Source organism: Planktophila turicensis (SeqCode), from assembly GCF_965234405.1.
In the GTDB taxonomy this organism is placed as follows: domain Bacteria; phylum Actinomycetota; class Actinomycetes; order Nanopelagicales; family Nanopelagicaceae; genus Planktophila; species Planktophila turicensis.
Genome location: NZ_OZ248346.1, coordinates 1,066,575 through 1,090,583, shown reverse-complemented (window position 1 = coordinate 1,090,583; position 24,009 = coordinate 1,066,575). Strand labels below are relative to the sequence as shown.

23 protein-coding genes are annotated in these 24,009 nt (G+C 49.1%); 20 read left to right on the top strand and 3 right to left on the bottom strand.

The window, feature by feature from the left end; translation table 11 throughout:
• Window positions 1-42 precede the first annotated feature (42 nt).
• Complete coding sequence (locus AC8GFK_RS05585) at window positions 43-345, bottom strand: WhiB family transcriptional regulator (protein ID WP_506624990.1); 303 nt, start codon at window positions 343-345, stop codon at window positions 43-45.
• Between the two features lie 143 nt (window positions 346-488).
• On the opposite strand from AC8GFK_RS05585, the gene AC8GFK_RS05580 reads away from it, so the two are divergent.
• From AC8GFK_RS05580 to AC8GFK_RS05560, 5 genes are read left to right on the top strand one after another with little or no spacing between them, the layout of a single operon-like run.
• The gene (locus AC8GFK_RS05580) at window positions 489-1,388 is read left to right on the top strand and encodes a MerR family transcriptional regulator (protein WP_506624989.1); all 900 of its coding nucleotides are present in this window, start codon (window positions 489-491) and stop codon (window positions 1,386-1,388) included.
• Window positions 1,389-1,433: 45 nt separating this feature from the next.
• Complete coding sequence (gene guaB, locus AC8GFK_RS05575) at window positions 1,434-2,546, top strand: IMP dehydrogenase (protein ID WP_506624988.1); 1,113 nt, start codon at window positions 1,434-1,436, stop codon at window positions 2,544-2,546.
• 2 nt (window positions 2,547-2,548) lie between these two features.
• Entirely contained in the window at window positions 2,549-3,661 is a 1,113-nt protein-coding gene (locus AC8GFK_RS05570; protein ID WP_095673893.1) for a GuaB3 family IMP dehydrogenase-related protein, read from the top strand.
• Window positions 3,651-5,201: a glutamine-hydrolyzing GMP synthase gene (gene guaA / locus AC8GFK_RS05565; RefSeq protein ID WP_506624987.1), complete on the top strand. Its 1,551-nt coding sequence runs from the start codon at window positions 3,651-3,653 to the stop codon at window positions 5,199-5,201. Before AC8GFK_RS05570 ends, guaA begins: the two co-directional genes overlap by 11 nt.
• Before the next feature lie 10 nt (window positions 5,202-5,211).
• Window positions 5,212-5,895: a peptidylprolyl isomerase gene (locus AC8GFK_RS05560; protein WP_506624986.1), complete on the top strand. Its 684-nt coding sequence runs from the start codon at window positions 5,212-5,214 to the stop codon at window positions 5,893-5,895.
• 5 nt (window positions 5,896-5,900) lie between these two features.
• Here the strand turns inward: AC8GFK_RS05560 and AC8GFK_RS05555 are convergent, their stop codons facing one another.
• Window positions 5,901-6,626 (bottom strand): PIG-L deacetylase family protein, encoded by a 726-nt coding sequence (locus AC8GFK_RS05555; RefSeq protein WP_095673890.1) that lies wholly within the window; start codon window positions 6,624-6,626, stop codon window positions 5,901-5,903.
• Between the two features lie 47 nt (window positions 6,627-6,673).
• On the opposite strand from AC8GFK_RS05555, the gene pcrA reads away from it, so the two are divergent.
• The 11 genes from pcrA to AC8GFK_RS05500 are packed head-to-tail and all read left to right on the top strand — an operon-like array spanning window position 6,674 to window position 18,225.
• Complete coding sequence (gene pcrA, locus AC8GFK_RS05550; RefSeq protein ID WP_506624985.1) at window positions 6,674-8,917, top strand: DNA helicase PcrA; 2,244 nt, start codon at window positions 6,674-6,676, stop codon at window positions 8,915-8,917.
• Between the two features lie 50 nt (window positions 8,918-8,967).
• On the top strand, window positions 8,968-10,134 hold the full coding sequence (gene sucC, locus AC8GFK_RS05545) for an ADP-forming succinate--CoA ligase subunit beta (protein WP_095673888.1): 1,167 nt from the start codon (window positions 8,968-8,970) through the stop codon (window positions 10,132-10,134).
• Window positions 10,134-11,015, top strand: a complete 882-nt coding sequence (sucD, locus tag AC8GFK_RS05540) for a succinate--CoA ligase subunit alpha (protein ID WP_095673887.1) — start codon at window positions 10,134-10,136, stop codon at window positions 11,013-11,015. Before sucC ends, sucD begins: the two co-directional genes overlap by 1 nt.
• Before the next feature lie 7 nt (window positions 11,016-11,022).
• Window positions 11,023-12,096 carry a cell division protein PerM gene (locus AC8GFK_RS05535; RefSeq protein ID WP_506624984.1) on the top strand — a complete coding sequence of 358 codons (1,074 nt, stop codon included), beginning with the start codon at window positions 11,023-11,025 and terminating at the stop codon, window positions 12,094-12,096.
• Window positions 12,093-12,653 carry a phosphoribosylglycinamide formyltransferase gene (gene purN / locus AC8GFK_RS05530; RefSeq protein ID WP_506624983.1) on the top strand — a complete coding sequence of 187 codons (561 nt, stop codon included), beginning with the start codon at window positions 12,093-12,095 and terminating at the stop codon, window positions 12,651-12,653. Before AC8GFK_RS05535 ends, purN begins: the two co-directional genes overlap by 4 nt.
• Complete coding sequence (purH, locus tag AC8GFK_RS05525) at window positions 12,646-14,193, top strand: bifunctional phosphoribosylaminoimidazolecarboxamide formyltransferase/IMP cyclohydrolase (protein WP_506624982.1); 1,548 nt, start codon at window positions 12,646-12,648, stop codon at window positions 14,191-14,193. The genes purN and purH overlap by 8 nt, the downstream gene beginning before the upstream one ends.
• A 21-nt stretch (window positions 14,194-14,214) precedes the next feature.
• Window positions 14,215-15,057, top strand: coding sequence for a bifunctional methylenetetrahydrofolate dehydrogenase/methenyltetrahydrofolate cyclohydrolase (locus AC8GFK_RS05520; protein ID WP_506624981.1), 843 nt, complete (start codon window positions 14,215-14,217; stop codon window positions 15,055-15,057).
• On the top strand, window positions 15,045-15,272 hold the full coding sequence (locus AC8GFK_RS05515; RefSeq protein WP_095673882.1) for a hypothetical protein: 228 nt from the start codon (window positions 15,045-15,047) through the stop codon (window positions 15,270-15,272). The genes AC8GFK_RS05520 and AC8GFK_RS05515 overlap by 13 nt, the downstream gene beginning before the upstream one ends.
• A 51-nt stretch (window positions 15,273-15,323) precedes the next feature.
• On the top strand, window positions 15,324-16,274 hold the full coding sequence (gene mdh, locus AC8GFK_RS05510) for a malate dehydrogenase (protein WP_506624980.1): 951 nt from the start codon (window positions 15,324-15,326) through the stop codon (window positions 16,272-16,274).
• Between the two features lie 28 nt (window positions 16,275-16,302).
• A complete protein-coding gene (locus tag AC8GFK_RS05505) occupies window positions 16,303-17,517 on the top strand; it encodes an NADP-dependent isocitrate dehydrogenase (protein WP_506624979.1) in 1,215 nt (404 codons plus the stop codon).
• 21 nt (window positions 17,518-17,538) lie between these two features.
• Entirely contained in the window at window positions 17,539-18,225 is a 687-nt protein-coding gene (locus AC8GFK_RS05500; protein WP_506624978.1) for a Type 1 glutamine amidotransferase-like domain-containing protein, read from the top strand.
• A gap of 43 nt (window positions 18,226-18,268) precedes the next feature.
• Here the strand turns inward: AC8GFK_RS05500 and AC8GFK_RS05495 are convergent, their stop codons facing one another.
• On the bottom strand, window positions 18,269-19,351 hold the full coding sequence (locus AC8GFK_RS05495; protein WP_506624977.1) for an ABC transporter ATP-binding protein: 1,083 nt from the start codon (window positions 19,349-19,351) through the stop codon (window positions 18,269-18,271).
• A 134-nt stretch (window positions 19,352-19,485) separates the two neighbouring features.
• Between AC8GFK_RS05495 and AC8GFK_RS05490 the strand changes: the two genes are divergently transcribed.
• The 4 genes from AC8GFK_RS05490 to AC8GFK_RS05475 all read left to right on the top strand — a co-directional run bounded on the left by AC8GFK_RS05490 (window position 19,486) and on the right by AC8GFK_RS05475 (window position 23,979).
• Window positions 19,486-20,781 (top strand): hemolysin family protein, encoded by a 1,296-nt coding sequence (locus tag AC8GFK_RS05490; protein ID WP_506624976.1) that lies wholly within the window; start codon window positions 19,486-19,488, stop codon window positions 20,779-20,781.
• 20 nt (window positions 20,782-20,801) lie between these two features.
• Window positions 20,802-21,794, top strand: a complete 993-nt coding sequence (gene trpS / locus AC8GFK_RS05485; RefSeq protein ID WP_506624975.1) for a tryptophan--tRNA ligase — start codon at window positions 20,802-20,804, stop codon at window positions 21,792-21,794.
• Complete coding sequence (locus tag AC8GFK_RS05480) at window positions 21,794-22,780, top strand: BMP family lipoprotein (protein ID WP_506624974.1); 987 nt, start codon at window positions 21,794-21,796, stop codon at window positions 22,778-22,780. Before trpS ends, AC8GFK_RS05480 begins: the two co-directional genes overlap by 1 nt.
• 137 nt (window positions 22,781-22,917) lie before the next feature.
• Window positions 22,918-23,979, top strand: coding sequence for a BMP family lipoprotein (locus AC8GFK_RS05475; protein ID WP_095673874.1), 1,062 nt, complete (start codon window positions 22,918-22,920; stop codon window positions 23,977-23,979).
• Window positions 23,980-24,009 lie beyond the last annotated feature (30 nt).

Below are 24,009 nucleotides of genomic sequence, written 5' to 3'. Positions count from 1 at the left end.
ATCTGAGTGCGGGGGATTTTTTATTTCCCTTAGGAGGAAAAATTATGATGCGTGCGAAATAAGTGGAATTCCGCGACGTTCTAAGATCACTGCGCGGTCATCTTCTGAAAGACCTCCCCAGATGCCGTAAGGCTCCTGAACTGCAAGTGCATGTGTGCGGCAAGCTTGAATGACTGGGCATGAAGCGCAGACAGCCTTCGCAGCGTTCTCGCGATTGCGACGACGAGGACCACGTTCTCCGTCAGGGTGGAAGAACATCTCTGAATCCATCGTGCGGCATGATCCTTCGTACTGCCATTCCCATTGCTCAGCAATGGGTTGCGGTAGACGTGATAGTTCAGCCATGTGGTTCTCCTTTGTTCTAGATAACCGCACAATACAATCGTTTCATAGGTTGTTCAAGTACCTATCGCGCCACATGTTGTTCAATGGGCGAAATGTCCGATTTTGGAGTGGTGAGTTACCCCACTTCACGCCACGATAGGAACATGGCAAAGAGCGCTTCAGGAGACACTGAAGAGAAACTGACGGTGGCAGCTGTTGCCCGCCGCATTGGCGTAGCTCCTGCCACTTTGCGCACCTGGGATCGCCGCTACGGCCTTGGACCATCAGAACATGAAGAAGGCGAACACCGCCGTTACTGCCCTAATGATTTAGCCAAACTCACCATGATGCGCCGACTGATCGTTGCCGGCGTTACTCCTGCCGATGCTGCAGAGCAAGCCAAGGCTTGCAAGACAGCGGTCCCGCTCAAGAAGATCGTTAAAGAATTTGAAGTCCGTGAAGAAGTAGTCGATGCACTCTATAAAGCCCTACAGGGGTTTGATCGCGCCTTTGTTGAAACCACGTTGGTTCATGAGATTGAAACGTATGGCGTTGAAGGCGCATGGTCTGATGTCATTGTTCCAACCCTCTTTTTGATTGGCGAAGAGTGGGAGAACAATCAAAAAGGCATCGAGGTCGAACATCTCTTCTCTGAAATTCTCACACGAACAATGCATAACCGAGTTGTTGAGCTAAAGAAGCCAATTAATCCGCGCCCAGTTTTAATCGCAGCTGTTGGCGAAGAGCTTCATTCAATCCCTTTATACGCACTTGCCGCAGCTCTCTGCGAACGCAATATCCAGGCATCTGTCCTTGGCGCTCGCACACCACTTGAAGCTTTATCTGCGATGGTCACGCGATGTGCGCCACCTGCAATCTTCCTATGGGCACAATTGCCAAAGAATGCTGAACAAAAATATTGGAATGAGTTACCGGCAATCCGCCCTGCCCCACGTGTTGTCATTGGGGGACCTGGTTGGGACTCCATTAACTGCGACGATGTCACTAAAGCCGAGGGCCTTGAGCATGCATGCGAGGAAATCGCGCAGGCTTTAGGCGCTTAATTGAGCAGGTAGACTGCGCTCTCGTAGCTATACAAGGGAGCCGCCATGATCGATTCTGAGAAGGTCGCGCTCCTTGGCCTGACATATGACGATGTCCTCCTTCTTCCTGATGCATCCGATGTAGTCCCTTCCGAGGTCGACACATCTACTCGCCTCACACGCAATATCACTTTGGCCGTTCCGGTCGTTTCTTCTGCAATGGATACTGTCACTGAATCAACGATGGCTATCGCTATGGCAAAGGCTGGCGGAATCGGAATCATCCACCGCAACTTGCCGGTCGATGAGCAAGTAACTCACGTCAAGCTTGTGAAGAACGTTGGCCTTGCAGGAGCAGCAGTGGGTGTGGGCGAAGATGGTTTTGCTCGCGCACAGAAGTTGATTGAAGCAGGCGTCGATGTTGTTGTCGTAGATACTGCCCACGGACATCACCGTGCAGTTCTTGAAGCTATCGAGCGCATTAAGAAGTTTTCTTCCACCATCGAAATCATTGGTGGAAACGTTGCAACTCGCGCAGGTGCACAGGCGCTCATCAACGCAGGAGCGGACGCGGTAAAGGTTGGCGTTGGTCCAGGATCCATCTGCACAACTCGTGTTGTTGCAGGTGTAGGTGTCCCACAAGTAACGGCAATCATGGAAGCTGCTAAGGCATGTAACAAGGCAGGCATTCCACTTATCGCAGATGGTGGACTTCAATATTCAGGCGACATCGTTAAAGCAATTGTTGCTGGTGCACATTCAGTAATGCTCGGTTCACTTCTTGCTGGTTGTGAAGAATCACCTGGCGAACTTGTTGAAATCGATGGCCGTAAGTACAAGGCATATCGCGGAATGGGTTCACTCGGTGCGATGCAATCTCGCGGAGAGAAGAAGTCATATTCCAAGGATCGTTACATGCAAGATGACGTTCTTTCTGAAGACAAACTTGTTCCCGAAGGAATTGAAGGCAAGGTTGCATACCGCGGACCTGTTGCTGATGTTGTTCACCAACTGGTTGGCGGACTTCGCAGCGGAATGGGATATGCCGGAGCACCTGATATCGAAACTCTGCGCCACGAAGGTCGCTTAATTCAAATTACTGCCGCTGGCTTACAGGAGAGCCACCCACATGATGTTCTGCATGTGGCCGATGCCCCTAACTACAGCAAGAAGAAATAACTATGGATTACGAAATCGCTCCCGGAAAACGCGCCCGCCAGGCTTACTCATTCGACGATATCGCTATCGTCCCAAGCCGCCGTACTCGCACACCTGAAGATGTAAGCACCGCATGGCAGATCGATGCATACAAGTTTGATTTACCGCTTCTAGCAGCTCCTATGGACTCAGTCGTTTCTCCTGAAACAGCAATCGCTATTGGAAAGCTCGGCGGACTCGGAGTACTTAACCTCGAAGGTCTATGGACTCGCTATGACGATCCTCGTATTCCGCTGGGTGAAATCGCATCGATGCCAGATAAGCATGCAACTCGTCGTATGCAAGAGATTTATGCAGCGCCAATTCGTCCAGAACTTATTAAAGAGCGCATCAAGCAGATTCGCGATTCTGGCGTCACAGTTGCAGCATCACTTTCACCACAGCGCACCGCTCAGCTTCACAAAGCTGTTATTGATGCAGGTGTAGATATTTTCGTTATTCGCGGAACAACTGTTTCAGCTGAACATGTTGCAGCAGAAAATGAAGCTCTCAATCTAAAGAAATTTATCTACGAACTCGATGTTCCTGTCATCGTTGGTGGGGTAGCTACAACAACTGGTGCACTTCACTTGATGCGCGCAGGTGCTGCGGGCGTTCTTGTCGGATTCGGTGGCGGAGCAGCGCACACAACGCAGACAGTTCTTGGAATTCAGGTGCCAATGGCAACAGCAGTTGCAGATGTTGCAGCAGCTCGCCGTGAATACCTCGATGAATCTGGTGGACGTTATGTTCATGTGATTGCAGATGGATCCATCGGAAAGTCTGGCGATATCGCAAAGGCGATTGCATGTGGTGCCGACGCTGTCATGATGGGATCAGCTCTTGCAAAGGCAGTTGAATCCCCAGGACTCGGATGGCACTGGGGTTCAGAGGCCTATCACCAAGATGTTCCACGTGGTCAGCGCGTGAATGTGGGAACTGTGGGCACTCTTGAAGAAGTTCTCAACGGCCCATCACATACATCTGATGGCTCAATGAACTTATTTGGCGCACTACGTCGTGCAATGGCTACCTGCGGATACTCAGATGTGAAGTCATTCCAGCGCGTAGAAATCATTATGCAGCATGGCCGATAAGCACGGCGTTCTCGTCGTCGATTTCGGCGCACAGTATGCACAGCTCATTGCACGTCGCGTTCGCGAAGCCAATGTCTTCTCGGAAATTGTTCCATCCTCAATTACTGCTGCTGAAGTAAGTGCAAAGAACCCCGAAGCAATTATCTTGTCTGGTGGACCTTCATCAGTTTATGCAGACCATGCACCAAAAGTAGATCCTGCAATCTTTGCTCTCGGTATCCCTGTCTTTGGTATCTGTTACGGATTCCAGACAATGGCCGCAGCCCTTGCCGGCGTTGTCGCACAAACCGGTAAATCAGAATTCGGTCGCACACCTCTAGAAGTAAAAGCAGGATCAAAGATGTTTGCAGGCCTTCCTGCATCGCAGTCTGTCTGGATGTCGCATGGCGACGCAGTCTCTGAAGTCCCTTGTGGATTTAGCATCACAGCGTCTACTTCAGATACACCGATTGCAGCTTTTGAAGATGCTTCAGGAAAGTTAGCTGGAGTTCAATTCCACCCAGAAGTTCTTCATTCAGAACATGGCCAAGCAATCTTGAAGAATTGGCTTCTCAACATTGCAGGATGTAAACCTTCTTGGACAACACAGAACATCGCTGAAGATGAAGTTGCAAAGGCGAAGGCAGTTATCGGAGACAAGCGCGTTATCTGCGGTCTTTCGGGCGGCGTTGATTCTGCAGTAGCTGCAGCAATCGTGCAGCGCGCAGTAGGTAAGCAGCTGACATGTGTATTTGTAGACCACGGTCTGCTTCGCAGCGGTGAATCAGAACAAGTGCAACGTGACTTCGTAGCTTCCACTGGCGTCGAACTCGTTGTCGTTGATGCTGTTGATCAATTCCTTAACGCACTGGCGGGGGTTACAGACCCAGAAGAGAAGCGCAAGATTATTGGTCGCGAATTCATTCGCTCCTTCGAAATGGCAGCGCGCGATATTGCCGCTGGGGGAGATGTTGAATTCTTAGTTCAGGGCACCCTGTATCCAGACGTTGTTGAATCCGGTGGCGGAACAGGAACTGCCAATATCAAGTCTCACCACAATGTGGGTGGCTTGCCTGATGATTTAAAGTTTAAATTGGTTGAACCGCTGCGCACTCTCTTTAAGGATGAAGTTCGTCAGGTTGGTATCGAACTTGGGCTTCCTGAAGAAATAGTTTGGCGCCAACCATTTCCTGGTCCTGGTCTTGGCATTCGTATCATCGGTGAAGTAACAGCTGAACGTCTCGATATCTTGCGCGAAGCAGATTTGATTGCGCGTAACGAACTCAAGGCTGCCGGCCTCGATCGCGATATCTGGCAATGCCCGGTTGTTTTGCTTGCCGATGTTCGTAGCGTTGGCGTTCAGGGCGATGGTCGTACCTACGGTCACCCAATTGTCTTGCGCCCAGTATCGAGTGAAGATGCGATGACTGCAGATTGGTCGCGCGTTCCATACGAGGTACTTGAAAAGATTTCAACACGAATTACCAACGAGGTCCGCGAAGTTAATCGCGTAGTCCTCGACGTTACAAGTAAGCCACCTGGCACAATTGAATGGGAATAGGAACTCGATAATGTTAAAAAACGCGAAGGTAGTAACACTTGCATTTGCGCTAGTGGTATCGACATCAATTATTTCTGCACCTGCACAATCTGCAGAGCGCCCTGTCTCAGTTCCAGGATGCGCAAAGAGCACTGCAAAGGGCCATGTACCTGCAAAGGTGAAACAACCAACTGTTGCTGCAAAGAGCCCAGCTAAGACTTTGACCTTAACGACTAATTGCGGACCGATTGTGATCTCGCTCTTGGGTTCTAAGGCTCCGATTACAGTGACATCAATTGCTGCTCTTGCAAATGCGGGTTACTACAACAAATCACTCTGCCATCGCCTTACAACTGAAGGAATCTTCGTCCTGCAATGTGGCGACCCAACTGCAAGCGGAAGTGGTTCACCAACAGGATGGAAGGGTTACATCGATGAGAACCTTCCAAAAGTTGGCGCAAAGAATTACCCAGCAGGCACAGTGGCAATGGCGAATTCAGGGCCAAAGACCAATGGTTCACAGTTCTTCTTGGTCTACCAAGACACTCAGCTTGGGCCGGATTACACAATCTGGGGAAAGATCACCAAAGGCTTAGATCTCGTTCAGAAAATTGGCGCTGTAGGTGCCTATCAAATGAGTGGAGAACAGGCGATGTACGCCCCAGATGGTTTCCCAATTCAGATGGTTGAGATTGTAAAAGCTTCAGCAAAATAAAATTATTAGTTTGTATTTACGATCTTAAAAGCTTCAGCAATACGACCTTCAGGTAGCTGTCCAACTCCTGCATTGCGCTGACCCCATTCGCGGAGCATCTCTTCGAGATTTTCCATATGGCCAGTCTGTGATGCATGTTCCTTTAGCGCTGCAATCTTGAAGTGGAAAGTGTCAGTGATATCTACGAAGTGATCAGGATGTGCATGGCCTTGCATCCAGACTTCCTTCACCTTCCATGGCTGAAGGTTTTCTTGCTCGAGCAAATCTGTAAATGCAAATGGATTTCGCGCGTCTGGGTAGACCGCTTGAATTGTCGCTTCACCTGCAGCTAAGTGATCTGGGTGACTTGCACCAATTCGTTCCCAGTTGCGCTCTGGTGATTGGCAAATAATGCGATCTGGTTGTACTCGACGAATCTGCCTGACAATATCTTTACGAAGAGCGATAGTTGGCTCGAGATGTCCATCAACGTAATTTAGGAATGTGACATCGCTGATTCCAAGGGCTGCACATGCTGCACGTTGTTCACGCTGACGAACTGCCGGCATCTCTTCCTTGGTAAATCCAGATTCTTCGCCGCCTTGGTCTCCATTGGTGCAGAGCACATATGAGACCTGAATACCTTGCTGGACCCACTGAGCGATAGTTCCTGAAGCGCCAAAATCCGAATCATCGGGATGTGCATTCACAACTAAAACGCGCTTGATCTCTGAATCTGCTAAAGGCTCCATCAATTCGCTTTCTCCCCGTGTGGCACAAGCCTAATAGACTCCCCGCCATGACCACGACCGATCCATTGCTCGACGGACTCAATCCGCAGCAACAGAAGGCGGTTTCTCATGCTGGTTCTCCACTTCTCGTCGTAGCTGGCGCTGGTTCTGGAAAGACTCGAGTTCTCACGCGTCGCATCGCCTACATCATGGCTCGTCGCGAAGTTCGCCCCTACGAAATCTTGGCAATCACCTTTACCAATAAAGCTGCGGGCGAGATGAAAGAACGTGTTACCGAATTAGTAGGGCCGATTGCCAAATCGATGTGGGTCTCAACATTTCACTCATCATGCGTGCGCATGCTTCGCCAAGAAGTCGAACGCCTGGGTTACAGCAGCACATTTAGTATTTACGATTCAGCTGATTCACAGAAGCTCATTTCACGCGTGATGGAAACTCTCAATATCGATCCAAAGCGTTATCCAGCTCGCCAATTTCAAAATTTGATTTCAAATGCAAAGAACGAGTTACAGACTCCGTACGAGTATTTAAGCCACGCCACCAATCAATTTGAAACCATTGTCGCCGATGTTTACACCATGTACGAGAAGCGATTACAGCAAGCCAACGCCATGGATTTCGATGATTTGATTATGAAGACCGTTCAGGTCTTGCAGAAGTTTCCTGAAGCAAAGGCGCGCTTTCGCTCCCGATTCCGCCACATCTTGGTCGATGAATATCAGGACACCAACCATGCTCAGTATCAATTAGTTAAAGAGCTCACCGGAGTTGAAGGCGACGGTTTCCCGCTCGCTGAACTCTGTGTTGTGGGAGATGCGGATCAATCCATTTATGGTTTCCGCGGCGCGACCATTCGCAATATTTTGCAATTTGAGGTTGATTACCCCAATGCTGCAACAGTCTTGCTCGAGCAAAATTACCGCTCTACCCAGAACATCCTTAACGCAGCTAACGCAGTGATTACCAAGAACGAATCTCGTAAAGAGAAGAACCTCTGGTCAGATGCTGGTTCTGGTGCGCCACTTGTTGGATATGTAGCCGAATCTGAATATGACGAAGCCGAATTCATTAAATCTGAAATCCGCTCGCTTCAAGATATGGGCCACTCCAATCCAGGCGATACAGCAGTCTTCTATCGCACCAACGCCCAGTCTCGTATCTTCGAAGAAATCTTTATGCGCGCTGCCATTCCTTACAAAGTCGTTGGTGGCCTTCGATTCTACGAACGTAAAGAGGTAAAGGATTTACTTGCCTACCTTCGCGTGCTGGCAAACCCTGATGATGAAGTCTCTATTCGTCGCATCATTAACTTGCCAAAGCGCGGCATCGGCGACCGCGCGCTAGAAGAAGTTGAAATCTTTGCGCAAGCCCAAGGCATCTCATTCTGGAATGCGCTCTTGCGAGTATCCGAGGCAACCTCGGTACCCAACAAGGCCGCCCAATCCATCATGAACTTCACTTCCATGTTGGTAGCACTTCAAACTCTTGTAGAAGCAAAGACCAAGCCATCAGTCATCATCGAAGCAGTTCTCGAACAATCAGGTTTACTGGCAGAGCTTGAAACCAGTAAAGATCCGCAAGATGAAGTTCGCGTAGAAAACCTTAAGGAACTTGTCTCAGCGTCAATGGAATATGAAGAGCGTCCATTTGAAGAACTTGGTGAAGATGAAGTTATTTCTCTATCTGGCTTCCTTGAGAAAGTTTCACTTGTGGCCGATGCCGACGAAATTCCTGATGGTGAAGACCACGGGGGAGTCGTAACTCTGATGACTTTGCACACCGCTAAGGGACTTGAATTTCCAACGGTATTTCTCACCGGCATGGAAGACGGAATCTTTCCGCATGCACGAACCCTTGATGATCCAAAAGAGATTGAAGAAGAACGTCGCCTTGCATACGTTGGTTTAACTCGCGCAGAAAAACGTCTCTACATTTCGCGCGCTGAATATCGCTTAACTTTTGGAACACCGAAGTACAACCCAGGTTCTCGCTTCCTCGATGAAATTCCAACCGATCTCATCGAATGGAAGAATGAAGGTCGCAGCACTTTCACAACATCATCTGCAGTTCGTAAATCTCGACTTCCATCAGGTCCACCACCTCGTGCCACCGGCAAGAAATCATCTGCGATGGTTCTCGAGGTCGGACAGCGTGTGTCACATGACACATTCGGATTAGGTACCGTCGTAGCCCTTGGGGGCGAAGGCGATAAGTCTGAGGCGACCATCAACTTCGGCCAGTACGGCGATAAGCGCCTCTTGCTCCGCTATGCCCCTGTCACAGCTCTGTAAATAAACACTTAGGATTGGGCTCTATTCGCCCCCTCTCTTAAGGAGCCTACGTGGATCTCTACGAATACCAAGCCCGCGATCTTTTTGAAAAGCACGCCGTACCTGTTCTTCAGGGTGCAGTTGCTACTACTCCCGAGCAGGCACGTGATGCTGCTGCGAAGATGGGTAGCAAAGTTGTTGTTAAGGCGCAGGTAAAAGTTGGTGGCCGTGGAAAGGCAGGTGGAGTAAAGCTTGCAGTAGATCCAGCAGATACATTTGAAAAGGCAAGCGCCATTCTCGGAATGGACATCAAGGGCCACACAGTTCACAAAGTGATGATTGCTCAAGCAGCACCAATCGTCGATGAATATTACGTTTCAATTCTTCTCGATCGCTCAAACCGCACATTCCTTGTCATGGCATCTGTTGCCGGCGGAATGGATATCGAAGAAGTTGCACATACAGCTCCAGAAAAACTTGCAAAGGTTCCAGTAAGTGCCGTTGATGGAATCTCACTCGCTAAGGCGAAAGAGATTGTTGCTCAAGCTCAATTCCCTGCAGATGTTGCAGATCAAGTTGCTGATGTATTGGTCAAGCTCTGGGAAACTTTCCAATCTGAAGATGCAACTCTTGTCGAAGTAAACCCACTCGTTAAGACAGAAGATGGTCGCGTCGTCGCACTCGACGGCAAGGTCACCCTCGATGAGAACGCGGATTTCCGTCAGCCAGATCACGAAGCACTTGTTGATCATGACACTGCCAATGCTCTCGAAGCAGCTGCAAAAGAGAAGGGCCTTAACTACGTAAAACTCGATAACGGTCAGGTCGGAATCATCGGAAACGGTGCAGGACTTGTGATGTCGACTCTCGATGTTGTTGCATACGCTGGAGAAAAGTTCGGCGGAATGCGTCCAGCTAACTTCCTCGATATCGGAGGCGGTGCATCTGCACAGGTTATGGCTGATGGACTTTCAATCATTCTCGGCGATCCTGACGTAAAGAGCGTATTTGTTAACGTATTCGGTGGAATCACCGCATGTGACGCTGTTGCAAACGGAATCGTTCAAGCCCTCGAACTGCTCGGACCAAAGGCGACTAAGCCAATCGTGGTTCGTCTCGATGGAAACAATGTCCTCGAAGGACGCGCAATTCTTAACGCTGCAAACCACCCATTGGTTGAGCAAGCAGAAACTATGGATGGAGCAGCATCACGCGCTGCAGAATTGGCGGCAAAGTAATGTCTATCTTTATCAATGAATCAAGCAAGGTAATTGTTCAGGGAATGACTGGTTCTGAAGGAACTAAGCACACCCGTCGTATGTTGGCATCAGGCACCAAGGTTGTTGGTGGAGTAACACCAGGCAAGGGTGGCCAGAGCGTTGATATCGATGGCACAACACTTCCTGTCTTCAACACAGTCGCTGAAGCCATGGCCGCAACGGGTGCCAATGTCTCTGTTGTATTCGTTCCACCTAAGTTTGCAAAGGCAGCTGTTATTGATGCAATCGATGCCAAGATGCCACTCGTTGTAGTCATCACTGAAGGAATTCCTGTACATGACTCTGCATACTTCTATGCATACTCACTACAAAAGGGAACAACACAGATCATCGGACCTAACTGCCCAGGACTTATCAGCCCTGAACAGTCAAATGTTGGAATCATTCCTGCAGATATCACTAAGCGCGGACCAATCGGACTTGTTTCAAAGTCAGGAACTCTTACTTACCAAATGATGTACGAGCTCCGCGATATCGGATTCTCAACTGCAGTAGGTATCGGTGGAGACCCCGTTATCGGAACAACTCATATCGATTGTCTTCGCGCATTCCAGGATGATCCCGAGACAACTGCAATTGTCATGATCGGTGAAATCGGCGGAGATGCTGAAGAGCGCGCAGCTGCATTTATCTCTGAATATGTAACCAAGCCAGTTGTTGGTTACGTTGCAGGATTTACAGCACCTGAAGGCAAGACGATGGGCCACGCTGGCGCAATCGTTTCTGGCTCATCAGGAACAGCGCAGGCTAAGAAAGATGCGCTTGAAGCAGCTGGAGTTAAGGTCGGTCAGACCCCAAGTGAAACAGCGCAGTTGATGCGCGACATCCTAGGTCGTTAATTCTCCGATGCAACGCGTCCTCTCGGTCTCGTTGTCTCATGTACTTCGTAGCGTCGCTTTTCTTCTGCTCCCATTTTCATTTATTGCGCTGATTGCTTGGGCGACAGCTGGAAGTGCAAGTGGCAGCACAACCGATCCCATTCGTGGCGCAGTCTGGATTTGGCTTGGCGCACACCACATTCCATTTCAGCTCTCACTCCCACCAACAGGGTTAGCTGGATATCTCACCTACTTACCTATCGGGGGAGTAGTACTTCCATTTATTGCAATCCGCTCAGCATTTAATCGCGCCGTTGATCGACTTCAAGGCGACTTCCACGACATCAATGCAGTGCGCATTATTTTCGCTAGCCTCTACATGGCACTTGCTACTGCACTAGCTTTCTTGAGTAAATCAACTGCGGTAACGCCGCAGTGGTATTTGGCTCCTGTCATTACCTTTCTGATTGCGCTGATTGCAACTCTCACTGCTGGTTATCGTGTAAACCCATCAAGACCATTGCGCATCGCAGCTCGTATTACTGCACTCATTCTTGGCGCATCACTTATCGCACTTTCAATTCTGATCTTTGCCAACTTCTCGTTAGTGAAGACTATTTCAATCTCTCTCGAACCAGGAATATTTGGCGGAGCTCTTCTACTTTTCTTGAATATTCTCTATCTACCTAATGCAGCAGTTGCTCTCGCTGCCTATTTCTCAGGAACTGGTCTGGCAGTGGGTGCAGGAACAATCGTTTCTCCGCTGTCTTATGACCTAGGACAAATCCCAGCGCTTCCACTTCTGGGCGTGCTTCCAACTCAGAAACATCCATGGGCACTGCTGGGAGTACTTCTCTTTATTGCTCTTGGTGTATTACTAGCGCGCTGGTCTTTAACGCATGGAATAACAACTCTTATTCAAAGCTATGTATTCACAATTGTTAGCCTTATTGGGCTCGGCTATCTCGCCAGCGGCTCGCTCATCACTGTTGAAATGGGGGCAATGGGAGTCTCAATCTGGAAGTTTGCACTCTCAACTGCGCTTGAAATCGGAATAGGTGCAGCGGCAACAACTGTTGTCATGAATCGCAGTAATCGATGAAGCGCATCGTCATCCTGGCATCAGGGAGCGGAACTTTGGCTCAAGCCATCTTCGATGCCCAACTGGATGTAGATATCGTCGCGGTAATTTCAGATCAAAGAGATGCTGCAGTTCTTGATCGCGCACATAAGGCGCGCATCGAAACTTTTACGATTCCCATGTTGCCTGATCGCGCTGAGTGGGACCGCGAACTAGAAACCCTTATCGCTGCGCTCAAACCAGATCTCGTCGTCAGCGCAGGATTTATGCGAATCCTCTCTGAGCGAATCACCAATAAATTCAAGATCATCAATAGCCATCCAGCGCTTCTTCCGCTTTATCCAGGGGCACATGCAGTGCGTGATGCTCTAGCTGCAGGTGCAACCGAGACCGGCACCACGATTCACTGGGTCGATGCAGGCGTTGATACAGGTAAGGTCATTGCGCAAGAACGCGTAGAAATCTTGCCAGAAGATACCGAAGAGTCACTTCATGAACGCATTAAGATTGTCGAACGGGGTCTCATAGTTGCGACCATTGCAGAACTCTTACCAACCCTGGAGAAGATCAATGGCTAATCGCAAACCCATTCGACGTGCACTAGTAAGCGTCTACGACAAAGATCGCCTCCTCGAACTCGGGCAGTGCCTATCTGACGCCGGCGTTGAGATCCTTTCCACTGGCTCAACTGCAAAGACTCTTCAAGATGCTGGCTTTGCTGTCACAGAAGTGAGTAGCTACACAGGTTTCCCAGAAATTATGGGCGGTCGCGTTAAGACTTTGCACCCAAAGATTCACTCAGGAATTTTGGCCGATCAGAACAACCCGGAACACCTCAAGGCAATCGCCGATCTCGATATCGCACCTTTTGACCTTGTTGTAATCAATCTTTATCCCTTCTATAAAACCCTTATGTCTGGCGCTTCATTTGAAGAGTGCATTGAACAGATCGATATCGGTGGTCCTTCAATGCTTCGCGGTGCGGCAAAGAACCATGGCTCTGTTGCAGTTGTCTGCAATGAAGACCAATATGACCATGTCATCGCATCCATCAAAGCTGGTGGATTTACCGATGAAGACCGTAAGCGCTTAGCTCTTGAAGTTTTCCGCACTACTGCTGAATACGACCTCACCATCGCAAGTTGGCTTGGTTCTACAGTGAGCGCGAAGATGGAAGATATGGATTGGCTCGGTCTCATCTGGAAGCGCGAAAACTCCTTGCGCTACGGCGAGAACCCTCATCAGCAGGCGGCCATCTATCGCGGAGGACCGGCAGGAATCGTTAACGCTGTTCAGTCGCACGGTAAAGAGATGTCATTTAACAATTACACAGATGCCGATGCTGCATGGCGTACCGCGCTCGATCACTCCGAACCATGCGTTGCCATTATCAAGCACGCTAATCCATGTGGCGTAGCAGTGGGTGTAGATATCGCAGATGCCTATGCAAAGGCACATGCATGCGACCCAGTTTCAGCATTCGGTGGCGTTGTCGCAGCAAACCGCAAAGTCACCGTTGCAATGGCTGAACCTCTTTCGCAAATCTTTACAGAAGTCATCATCGCTCCAGAGTATGAAGCTGCAGCGCTTGAAATTCTGATGAAGAAGCCATCCATTCGAATTCTTACTTGCGCGACAACTTCTATCTCACCGCTTGAACTTCGCCCTGTATCTGGTGGAGTTCTTGTGCAGCAGACAGATTTAATTAATGCCGATGGTGATGATCCAAAGAATTGGAAGCAAGTAACTGGTGCTCCTGTTTCTTCCGATGTCCTTAAAGATCTGGCTTTTGCATGGCGCTCAGTGCGCGCAGTAAAGAGCAATGCGATTCTGCTCGCTAAAGATGGCGCTGCAGTTGGAATTGGTATGGGCCAGGTCAATCGTGTTGATTCAGCAAAACTGGCAGTTGATCGCGCAGGTAATCGCGTCGCTGGAAGCGTTGCAGCCTCTGATGCATTCTTCCCATTTGCCGATGGCCTTGAAATCCTGACAGCAGCGGGTGTCACAGCGATTGTTCAGCCTGGTGGAAGCGTCCGCGATGAAGAAATTATTGCCGCAGCCACCAAAGCAGGCGTAGCGATGTTCTTTACTGGCACTCGACATTTCTCACACGCTTAAGCCAGAGAATAGGATTGCCACATGAGCGCACAGATACTTGATGGAAAGGCACTGGCTGCCTCAATCAAAAAAGATCTTGCTGTTCGCACTGCAGCCCTTAAGGCAAAGGGAATTACTCCAGGTCTTGGCACCGTTCTGGTTGGCGATGATCCTGGTTCGCATTCCTACGTTGGCGGAAAGCATCGTGATTGCCATGAAGTCGGAATCAATTCAATCCGTATTGATCTTCCGGCATCGGCTACCCAAGCTGATGTTCTTGCTGCAATTAAAGATCTCAATGCAGCAAAAGAGTGCACCGGATATATCGTGCAGCTTCCACTTCCAAAGGGCATTGATACCCAAGTTATTCTTGAAGCAATCGATCCAGATAAAGATGCAGATGGATTGCATCCAATGAATCTAGGTCGCCTGGTTGCAGGATATGAAGCACCACTTCCTTGCACTCCTCGCGGAATCGTTGAATTGATTAACCATTACAAAATTCCTTTGGCCGGAGCAGAAGTAGTTGTTATCGGTCGCGGCCTCACTGTTGGTCGCCCACTTGGTTTGTTGTTAACTCGCAAACAAGAGAATGCAACCGTGACACTGACGCATACAGGCACAAAAGATTTAGTTGCTCACACACAGCGCGCAGATATTGTTGTTGCTGCAATCGGTCAGGCGCATTTCCTCAAGGCCGAGATGATTAAGCCAGGGGCTGCAGTTCTCGATGTTGGAATCTCTCGTACCGAAGCTGGTTTATTGGGCGATGTTGATCCTGGTGTTATGAACGTTGCATCTTTCGTGGCGCCGATGCCTGGCGGGGTTGGACCAATGACTCGCGCGATGCTTTTGATGAATGTGGTTGATGCATGCGAGCGATAACAGCCCTTCAACTTCGCGCTGCATACATCGCGATTTCACTCGGCGTTATTCTCGGTATCGCAGGATTTGTCCGCACCGGCGCCCTTCTGATTTCAGCGGGCACCGGCGTGATCTCGCTTTCGCAATGGAATAAGCGCAGAATTGAGCGCTACCTCCCGCTCGCCATTGCGATTGTGCTCTTTGGTCTGGCTATCGCCCTTCCGAAGGGGTTGTAGAGTTCTCTCGACGTCAAGATACTTATATAGCTACTTAAAAAGGATACGTTCATGGCAAAGAAAGTCACCGTTGTAGGTGCAGGTTTCTATGGTTCAACTACAGCTCTTCGTTTAGCTGAATACAACATCTTCGATGAGGTTGTACTGACAGATATTCTCGAAGGAAAGCCTGAAGGCCTTGCTCTCGATATGAACCAATCTCGTTCTATCGAAGGATTCGAAACAAAGATCACTGGCGCAACAACAACTCCTGAAGGCGCTGGTTACGAGAAGACAGCTAACTCTGATGTCGTTGTCATTACAGCAGGACTTCCACGTAAGCCTGGCATGAGCCGCATGGATTTGATCGGCGTCAATGCTGGCATCGTCCGTGGCGTTGCTGAAAATACTGCAAAGCACTCACCGAATGCCGTCATCATCGTGGTCTCAAACCCACTTGATGAAATGACAGCACTTGCACAGATTGCAACAAACTTTCCTAAGAACCGCGTGATGGGTCAGGCAGGAATGCTCGATACAGCACGCTTTACCAACTTCGTTGCTGAAAAGCTTGGCGTTGAAGTTGGTTCAGTAAAGACTCTAACCCTTGGTTCACACGGTGACACCATGGTTCCAGTTCCAAGTCGTTGCACAGTTGCCGGCGTTCCACTTTCAGATAAGTTGTCACAAGCTGAAATCGACGAACTCGTTGATCGCACACGTAATGGTGGCGCAGAAGTTGTGGCGCTCCTTAAGACAGGTTCTGCTTACTACGCACCATCTGCAGCTGCTGCTCGTATGGCTAAAGCAGTTATCGAAGATTCAGGCGAAGTCATGCCAGTGTGCGCATGGGTCGATGGCGAATATGGAATCTCTGGCGTTTACCTTGGTGTTGAAGCAGAAATCGGCAAGACCGGTATTCGCAAGGTTGTCGAAAGCAAGCTCACTGATGCAGAAGTTGCATCACTCAAAGAAGCTGCTGAAGCAGTCCGCGCTAAGCAAGCAGATGTACAGACTCTTTAATTAATCACAACAAAAACCGGAGAAGATAATGGCAAAGATCAAAGTAGAAGGAACAGTTGTAGAGCTCGACGGCGATGAAATGACCCGCATCATGTGGCAGTTCATCAAGGATAAGTTGATCCTGCCTTACCTCGACGTCAACCTCGAGTACTACGACCTCGGTATGGAACACCGCGATGCAACTGATGATCAGGTCACTATCGACTCAGCTAAGGCAATCCAGAAGCATGGCGTCGGTATCAAGTGCGCAACTATTACTCCTGATGAAGCTCGCGTTGAAGAGTTCGGTCTTAAGAAGATGTGGAAGTCTCCTAACGGAACAATCCGCAACATCCTTGGCGGCGTAATCTTCCGCGAACCAATCATCATCAGCAACGTGCCACGCCTTGTTCCACACTGGACTAAGCCAATCGTTATCGGTCGCCACGCATTTGGCGATCAGTACCGCGCAACAGATTTCAAGGTTCCAGGTCCAGGAAAGCTCACGCTCTCTTACGTTCCTGAAGACGGTTCAGCGCCGCAGGAATTTGAAGTCTACGATTTCAAATCTTCAGGTGTAGCGATGGCTATGTACAACGTCGATGATTCAATCCGCGACTTTGCTCGTGCATCATTGAACTACGGACTTCTTCGCAAGTTCCCTGTCTACCTCTCAACAAAGAACACAATCCTTAAGGCATATGACGGTCGCTTTAAAGATATTTTCGAAGAGATCTACCAGGCAGAATTTAAGACTCAGTTCGAAGCTGCAGGTATCTGGTACGAGCACCGCCTCATTGATGACATGGTCGCTATGTCACTTCGAATGGAAGGTGGCTACGTCTGGGCATGCAAGAACTACGACGGAGACGTTCAGTCAGATACCGTCGCACAGGGTTACGGCTCACTTGGTTTGATGACATCTGTCTTGATGACACCAGATGGAAAGGTCTGCGAATCAGAGGCTGCTCACGGAACTGTGACACGTCACTACCGCGATCACCAGGCAGGTAAAGAGACTTCAACAAACCCAATCGCATCTATCTTCGCGTGGACACAGGGCCTTGCTCACCGCGCAAAACTTGATAACAATGCTGAGCTTGCTAAGTTCACAAAGACTCTCGAGCAGGTATGTATTCAGACAGTTGAAGAAGGAAAGATGACAAAGGATCTTGCACTTCTTATCTCTAAGGATGCGCCTTATCAAACAACTCAGCAGTTCCTCGATTCAATCGATGAAAACCTCAAGAAGGCAATGGCGTAAGGCTTCGGCTTAACGAAAGCTATGGACCAGAGCGCTGGTGCGATCGCACTCGTTGGTTCTGGTGAATATTCAGTACAGATGCAGGAGCTTGAAACCGAGCTCCTGCATCGTGCTATTTCTAGAGGTAAACGAAATACCTTTGTTCAGATTCCAACTGCCTCTTCTCATGAAGGCGACTTCAGTCGTGAAAAGTGGAAGCGTTTAGGACAAGAGCAATCAGATCGCATTGGTAGCGAATGCATTTACTTGCCAATCCACGAACGCGAAGATGCTTTCAATCCAGACTTTGTTGATGCAATCGAAGGTGCTGGACTCATTTACTTTTCTGGGGGAGACCCTCATCGCGTTGCTGAAATCTTCAATGGTTCACCGCTCTGGAATGAAATTGTTGCCCAGTGGAAGACAGGAACTTCGTTAGCTGGATGTTCAGCTGGAGCAATGGCATTTGGCGGGACCATCATGGGAATTCGAAAGTCTCATCACTCAGAAGGTCTTGGTCTACTTACCGGCATTGAAGTGATTCCCCATTACGACAAGATGTTGGGCTGGCTACCAGATCGCGTCACAGCATTTATCGCTCATACTTTTTCTGATGCAACTCTGCTGGGGATTGATGAAAATACCGCACTCGTTCATACCGATGCTTGGAGAAAGTTCGGTCGCGGTAATGTGCATGTTCTCCGCGGCACATTAGATATTGCCCAATAAAAAACCCCGCCGAATAATCGACGGGGTTTTTCTAGTTAATTTCTTAGTTAATACGAGCACCTGTTGTTGCATCGAATAGGTGTACTGCACCTGGAACGTTAGCAACTGTGATTGTCTCGCCTGGCTTTGGTGGATTCTTTGGATCCCAGCGAACAATTACTTGTGCGCCTTCATCGACAGAGTTAGCAAACTTCACATTGTTATCTGCAGGCTTTCCGTATACGAATGCATCAGAACCGAGTTCTTCAACAACTTCTACGAGTACGTGGAAACCAGTTGAAGCAGCTGTCCAACCTTCTGGACGGATACCAACTGTGACAGATGTGCCAGCTGATGCTGGAACATCGATATTGAGGTCTCCAAGCTGAGCCTTTCCGCCTGAAACAGGAGCGGTAAGGAGGTTCATTGCAGGAGATCCGATAAAGCCTGCAACGAACGCGTTCGCTGGCTTATCGTAAAGATTACGAGGTGTATCAACTTGCTGAAGCAAGCCATCCTTAAGAACTGCAACGCGATCACCCATGGTCATAGCTTCAACCTGGTCGTGTGTTACGTAGACAGTTGTAATTCCGAGGCGACGCTGCAATGCAGCAATCTGTGTACGAGTTGCAACGCGCAACTTCGCATCAAGGTTTGAAAGAGGTTCGTCCATCAAGAACACCTGTGGTTCGCGAACAATCGCACGACCCATTGCAACGCGCTGACGCTGACCACCTGAAAGTGCCTTTGGCTTGCGCTCTAGGTATGGCTCGAGGTCGAGCAACTTTGCTGCTTCGCGGACACGCTTTTCGCGTTCTGCTTTATCAATGCCTGCGATCTTAAGAGCGAAGCCCATGTTCTCTGCAACAGTCATGTGTGGGTAAAGCGCATATGACTGGAAGACCATCGCGATATCGCGATCTTTTGGTGCAACGTTTGTAACGTCACGATCTCCGATAAGAACTCGACCACCGTCGATCTCTTCAAGGCCTGCCAACATACGAAGTGATGTTGACTTACCGCAACCTGATGGTCCAACAAGAACAAGGAACTCGCCATCTGCGACGGTGAGGTTGAGCTTGTCTACTGCAGGAGCTGTTGTGCCTGGGTAGATGCGTGATGCATTTTCGAATACAACTGATGCCATTTTTTACATTTCCTTATCCGGGCAGGTACGTGCCCGACGGTCCGAGGATGAAGGTGCTGGCCGGTTGACCAGCGTGGGAAAGGCTATGGCACAGGGGAGCGTTTAGGAAGGGCAGTCGCTAGACTTCTCACATCATGGAAAGCCACCCCCCGGGATCAATCCTCCCTTCGATTGGACTTGTCCTTGGGCTCATCCTTCTTGGAGCCCTCTTTGTTGCTGCTGAAATCGCACTTATCTCTCTGCGCGAAAGCCAGATCAAGCAGATGGCAACGCGTGGCAAGCGAGGCGCCAAAGTTGCTCACGTTGCAAGTAATCCCAACAGGCTCTTAGCTGCCCTACAGGTTGGCGTCACCGTAACAGGATTCCTTTCAGCTGCCCTGGGTGCTGAAAAATTAGGCGTCTATGTCATCCCTTGGCTTGAAGATTTAGGAATCTCTACAGACACAGCCAACACCACATCTCTAATTGGCGTCACTCTCATCATTGCTTACTTCTCATTGGTCTTCGGCGAGCTAGTGCCAAAGCGCCTTGCCCTATTTCGCACTGAACAGATTGCGCTCGCATCTGCAGGATTTATCGATCTCGTTGCACATCTCTTCCGCCCCATCATCTGGATCCTCTCGCACTCAACAAATATTGTCGTGCGCCTCTTTGGTATCGACCCTAAAGAGCAGCGCAGTCAGATCTCTGAAGAAGAACTTCTCGACCTTGTTGCAGGACATGCTGCACTCACAGATGAAGAACGAGACATTGTTGAAGAAGTTTTCAATGCATCAGAGCGACAAGTGCATGAAGTAATGGTGCCGCGCACCGAAGTTGATTTCATGGATGCATCCTTAACTGTGGGCAAAGCTATTGCGCTCGCAATCGAGAAGGCACATTCACGTTACCCCGTTGTACGCGGCTCATCGGATGAAGTCATTGGATTTATCCATGTTCGCGACTTACTTGATACATCACTTGCAAATTCAAATGCAAAGATTCAAGAGCTCTCACGCAACATTATGTACCTGCCTGGAACAAAGGGAATTCTGCCTGCCCTCACCGAGATGAGAAGTCAGCGCCAGCATCTGGCAATCGTTCTCGATGAGTACGGTGGCACCGATGGCATTGTCACGCTTGAGGATCTTGTTGAAACCCTCATTGGCGATATTCGTGATGAATACGATGGCGATGAGACTGAAGTTTCTCTCGAATCCCGCACAGGTGATTTTGAGGTTGATGGACTCATCTCTCTCGAGGATTTACTCGAAGAAACTGGCATCGAATTACCTGATGGCCCATACGAGACTGCAAGTGGTTTTGTGATGCACTATTTGGGACGAATCCCTGTCGCTAGCGACATTGTTGGGGTTAACGGCGTCCGAATCACAGTGCTCTCTATGGAAGGTAAGCGCGCTGGACGATTATTGATCTCGCGTAACTACTAGGGCGTGCGAGAATTACAACCATGAAGCGCGTTCTCTCTGGCATTCAGCCAACTAGTGACTCTTTCCACCTGGGCAATTATCTGGGCGCGGTAAAGCAGTGGGTTGAACTCCAAGATGGACACGATGCTTTTTACTGCATCGTTGATCTCCACGCGTTAACAGTTGAAACCGATCCAGCACTATTACGTAAGCGCACATTGGCATCTGCGGCTCAGTTGCTAGCGCTCGGCATTTCTCCAGAGAAATCAACTCTCTTTGTTCAGTCCCAAGTTCCACAGCACAACCAATTGGGCTGGATTATGGAGTGCATGACCGGATTCGGCGAAGCAAGTCGCATGACGCAATTTAAAGATAAATCTTCAAAGGCTGGCGCTGATTCTGCCCGCGTAGGTCTCTTTACATATCCGATGTTGCAGGCTGCAGATATCTTGCTCTACCAAGCTCATTACGTACCTGTCGGCGAGGATCAACGCCAGCACATCGAGCTCACTCGCGACTTAGCCGGACGTTTCAATTCACGCTACGGAAATACCTTCCAACTTCCTGAGGCATACATCCTTAAGACTGCGGCGAAGATCAACGATATTCAAGAGCCAACTGCGAAGATGAGTAAATCATCAGGAGCAGTCGCTGGTGTTATTGAAATTATGGATACCCCAGAGGCAAACCTCAAGAAAATTAAGAGTGCAATGACTGATGCGGGTCGCGAAGTGAAATATGACGTCGCTGAAAAGCCAGGCATTAGCAACCTTCTTACTATTCACTCAGCACTTTCAGGCAAGAGCATCGCAGACCTCGAGAATGAATTTGAGGGCAAGGGATACGGAGACTTTAAATCAGCAGTTGCTGAAGTCGTAGTCGAATACCTTCGCCCAATTCGCGCGAAGGCTGTTGAGCTTTTGGAAGATGAAAAGCATCTTCTCGATATCTTGCACCAAGGTTCTGAAAAAGCGCGCACTGTCGCTCAGCAGACGATCGATGCGACCTACAAGAATCTAGGTGTGGTTCTCTAATGAAAATTCGCGCCGCCTTCGTTGCCCTTTTGGTTGGCGCATCCTTGCTATCCGCACCGGCACAAGCCGCAACAAATCTCGGCGTGGGCGTTGCTTATGACATAGGGGGACGTGGAGATAAGTCCTTTAACGACGCCGCAGCGGCAGGGCTAGAAAAGGCGCAGCGCCAATTTGATTTCAAGCTTGATGCAGTTGTTACTGATGGCAGTAGCGCCGATCGCGAAAAGCGAATTCGCTCGCTGATTTCAAAGAACTGCAACCCCATCATCGTTATTGGCAGTGGGTATGCACCAACTCTGCAAGCCCTGGCAGTTGAGTTCCCCAATACGCAATTTGCTATCATTAACGATGCCAGCGTTGCAGCGCTTAATGTGACCTCTGTTGTCTTTGCGAATGTACAAGGCGCCTACCTTGCCGGATATAGCGCAGCCTTGATTTCAAAGACTGGCAAAGTTGCGATGATTGCCAATCCGAACCAAGCGGATCTCTTTAAAGATGGATTCTCTGCAGGCGTATTTGCTTCTAAGAAGAAGGTAGTTCCCATCGTTAAATACGTATCAGGTTCTTACTCTGTTGCAACAACTCAAGTACTCGATGCAGGGGCAGACGTAGTCTTTGCCACAACTTTTGGTTCGGATGCTGAAATATTTAAATCAATCGTTGCTCGCAATGCCAAGAAAAAAGGTTCCGTTCTCGGGCTCATCAATATCGAACCAGATCAATACATAACCGTCACCAGCGCAACTAAGAAATTGCTGATTGCTTCCGTTGTGAAGCGCGTAGATAAAGCGATCTACGATGTGATCGCACTCTCTGTTGCGAAGAAGCAGTACCTAGATATTCTCGATGCCGATGCGGGCATATATGGACGCAGTTATGGCATTACAGGCGGCGGAATTGAATTCACAGTCCGTTCTAAAGAATTGGCCAATGTCAGCGATTTAATCAATGTGGCGGCGGCCACTGCTGAGAAGATTCCCGCTTAGAACATAAAGTTCAAGTTGAGAGTTTTCACAACTGTTACAAGCCACACCGCATTTTAGGACCTCGTATTTTGTTGAATCTCAGCGCGGAAGACTAGGCTCACTCATACAGAACAACCAATATTCCTTGGAGGAAAACCTTGAAGAAGACAATTAAGTTTGTAGCAGTTTTCGCTGCTGCGGCACTTGCTTTCGGTGCAGCACCAGCAGCAACAGCAGCTAACGCAACAAAGGCATGTCTTGCACTCGATACAGGTGGCGTTGACGACAAGTCATTTAACGCATCTGCTTGGGCAGGCGCACAGGCTGCAGCAAAGGCAGATAAGAACGTAACAGTTAAGTATCTCTCAGCAACAACTGATGCAGATTACGCACCAAACATTAAGAAGCTTGTAGACGAGAAGTGCAACCTCATCATTGGCGTTGGCTTCCTTATCAACAGCGCAATCGTTGCAGGAGCTAAGGCAAACCCAACAGTTAACTTCGCAATTGTTGATCAGGACGGCGAAGACCACGGTGCAGACGGTTCTGTCTACCCAGGTACAAAGTTTGCAAACCTTAAGCCAATCGAATTCTCAACAAATGAATCAGCATTCCAGGCTGGTTACGTTGCAGCTGGAGTTTCAAAGACAGCAAAGGTTGCAACATACGGCGGACTTAATATTCCACCAGTCACAATCTTCATGGATGGCTTTGCTAAGGGTGTAGCTCACTACAACAAGGTCAAGGGCAAGTCAGTAACAGTTCTTGGTTGGGATACAGCTAAGAAGGACGGAACATTCGTCGGTGGCTTCTCTGATTCAGCTAAGGCACTTCAGATCTCTAAGAACTTCGAGCAGCAGGGTGCAGATGTAATCTTCCCAGTTGCTGGTGGACTTGGTGGAGCAACAGCAGGTAACTCACTCACTTCAAAGAAGTCAGTTGTTATCTGGGTTGATACTGATGGATACGTCGCAGCTCCACAGTACAAGAAGGTTCTTCTTACATCTGTAGTTAAGGGTGTCGGAACTTCTGTACAGGCTGTTATCAAGGACCAGGCTGCTGGAAAGTTCTCAGCAACTGGCTACAACGGTAACCTCAAGAATGCAGGAACATTCCTTGCTCCTTACCATGACTTGATCCGTATGGTTCCAACAAAGCTTCGTACTGAAGTTACAAAGCTTGGTAACGATATTCGCAGCGGAAAGGTTTCAGCTAAGTAATTAGCTAAAACTAGTTTTACAAAGATGGGC

Coding starts and splice junctions, on each gene's coding strand:
- AC8GFK_RS05495 (WP_506624977.1), bottom strand. CDS start 19,351: ATGGCATCAGTTGTATTCGAAAATGCATCACGCATCTACCCAGGCACA.
- trpS (WP_506624975.1), top strand. CDS start 20,802: ATGAAGCGCGTTCTCTCTGGCATTCAGCCAACTAGTGACTCTTTCCAC.
- sucD (WP_095673887.1), top strand. CDS start 10,134: ATGTCTATCTTTATCAATGAATCAAGCAAGGTAATTGTTCAGGGAATG.
- AC8GFK_RS05585 (WP_506624990.1), bottom strand. CDS start 345: ATGGCTGAACTATCACGTCTACCGCAACCCATTGCTGAGCAATGGGAA.
- mdh (WP_506624980.1), top strand. CDS start 15,324: ATGGCAAAGAAAGTCACCGTTGTAGGTGCAGGTTTCTATGGTTCAACT.
- pcrA (WP_506624985.1), top strand. CDS start 6,674: ATGACCACGACCGATCCATTGCTCGACGGACTCAATCCGCAGCAACAG.
- AC8GFK_RS05580 (WP_506624989.1), top strand. CDS start 489: ATGGCAAAGAGCGCTTCAGGAGACACTGAAGAGAAACTGACGGTGGCA.
- AC8GFK_RS05535 (WP_506624984.1), top strand. CDS start 11,023: ATGCAACGCGTCCTCTCGGTCTCGTTGTCTCATGTACTTCGTAGCGTC.
- purH (WP_506624982.1), top strand. CDS start 12,646: ATGGCTAATCGCAAACCCATTCGACGTGCACTAGTAAGCGTCTACGAC.
- guaB (WP_506624988.1), top strand. CDS start 1,434: ATGATCGATTCTGAGAAGGTCGCGCTCCTTGGCCTGACATATGACGAT.
- AC8GFK_RS05515 (WP_095673882.1), top strand. CDS start 15,045: ATGCGAGCGATAACAGCCCTTCAACTTCGCGCTGCATACATCGCGATT.
- AC8GFK_RS05505 (WP_506624979.1), top strand. CDS start 16,303: ATGGCAAAGATCAAAGTAGAAGGAACAGTTGTAGAGCTCGACGGCGAT.
- AC8GFK_RS05480 (WP_506624974.1), top strand. CDS start 21,794: ATGAAAATTCGCGCCGCCTTCGTTGCCCTTTTGGTTGGCGCATCCTTG.
- AC8GFK_RS05490 (WP_506624976.1), top strand. CDS start 19,486: ATGGAAAGCCACCCCCCGGGATCAATCCTCCCTTCGATTGGACTTGTC.
- AC8GFK_RS05560 (WP_506624986.1), top strand. CDS start 5,212: ATGTTAAAAAACGCGAAGGTAGTAACACTTGCATTTGCGCTAGTGGTA.
- AC8GFK_RS05555 (WP_095673890.1), bottom strand. CDS start 6,626: ATGGAGCCTTTAGCAGATTCAGAGATCAAGCGCGTTTTAGTTGTGAAT.
- AC8GFK_RS05570 (WP_095673893.1), top strand. CDS start 2,549: ATGGATTACGAAATCGCTCCCGGAAAACGCGCCCGCCAGGCTTACTCA.
- AC8GFK_RS05520 (WP_506624981.1), top strand. CDS start 14,215: ATGAGCGCACAGATACTTGATGGAAAGGCACTGGCTGCCTCAATCAAA.
- purN (WP_506624983.1), top strand. CDS start 12,093: ATGAAGCGCATCGTCATCCTGGCATCAGGGAGCGGAACTTTGGCTCAA.
- guaA (WP_506624987.1), top strand. CDS start 3,651: ATGGCCGATAAGCACGGCGTTCTCGTCGTCGATTTCGGCGCACAGTAT.
- AC8GFK_RS05500 (WP_506624978.1), top strand. CDS start 17,539: ATGGACCAGAGCGCTGGTGCGATCGCACTCGTTGGTTCTGGTGAATAT.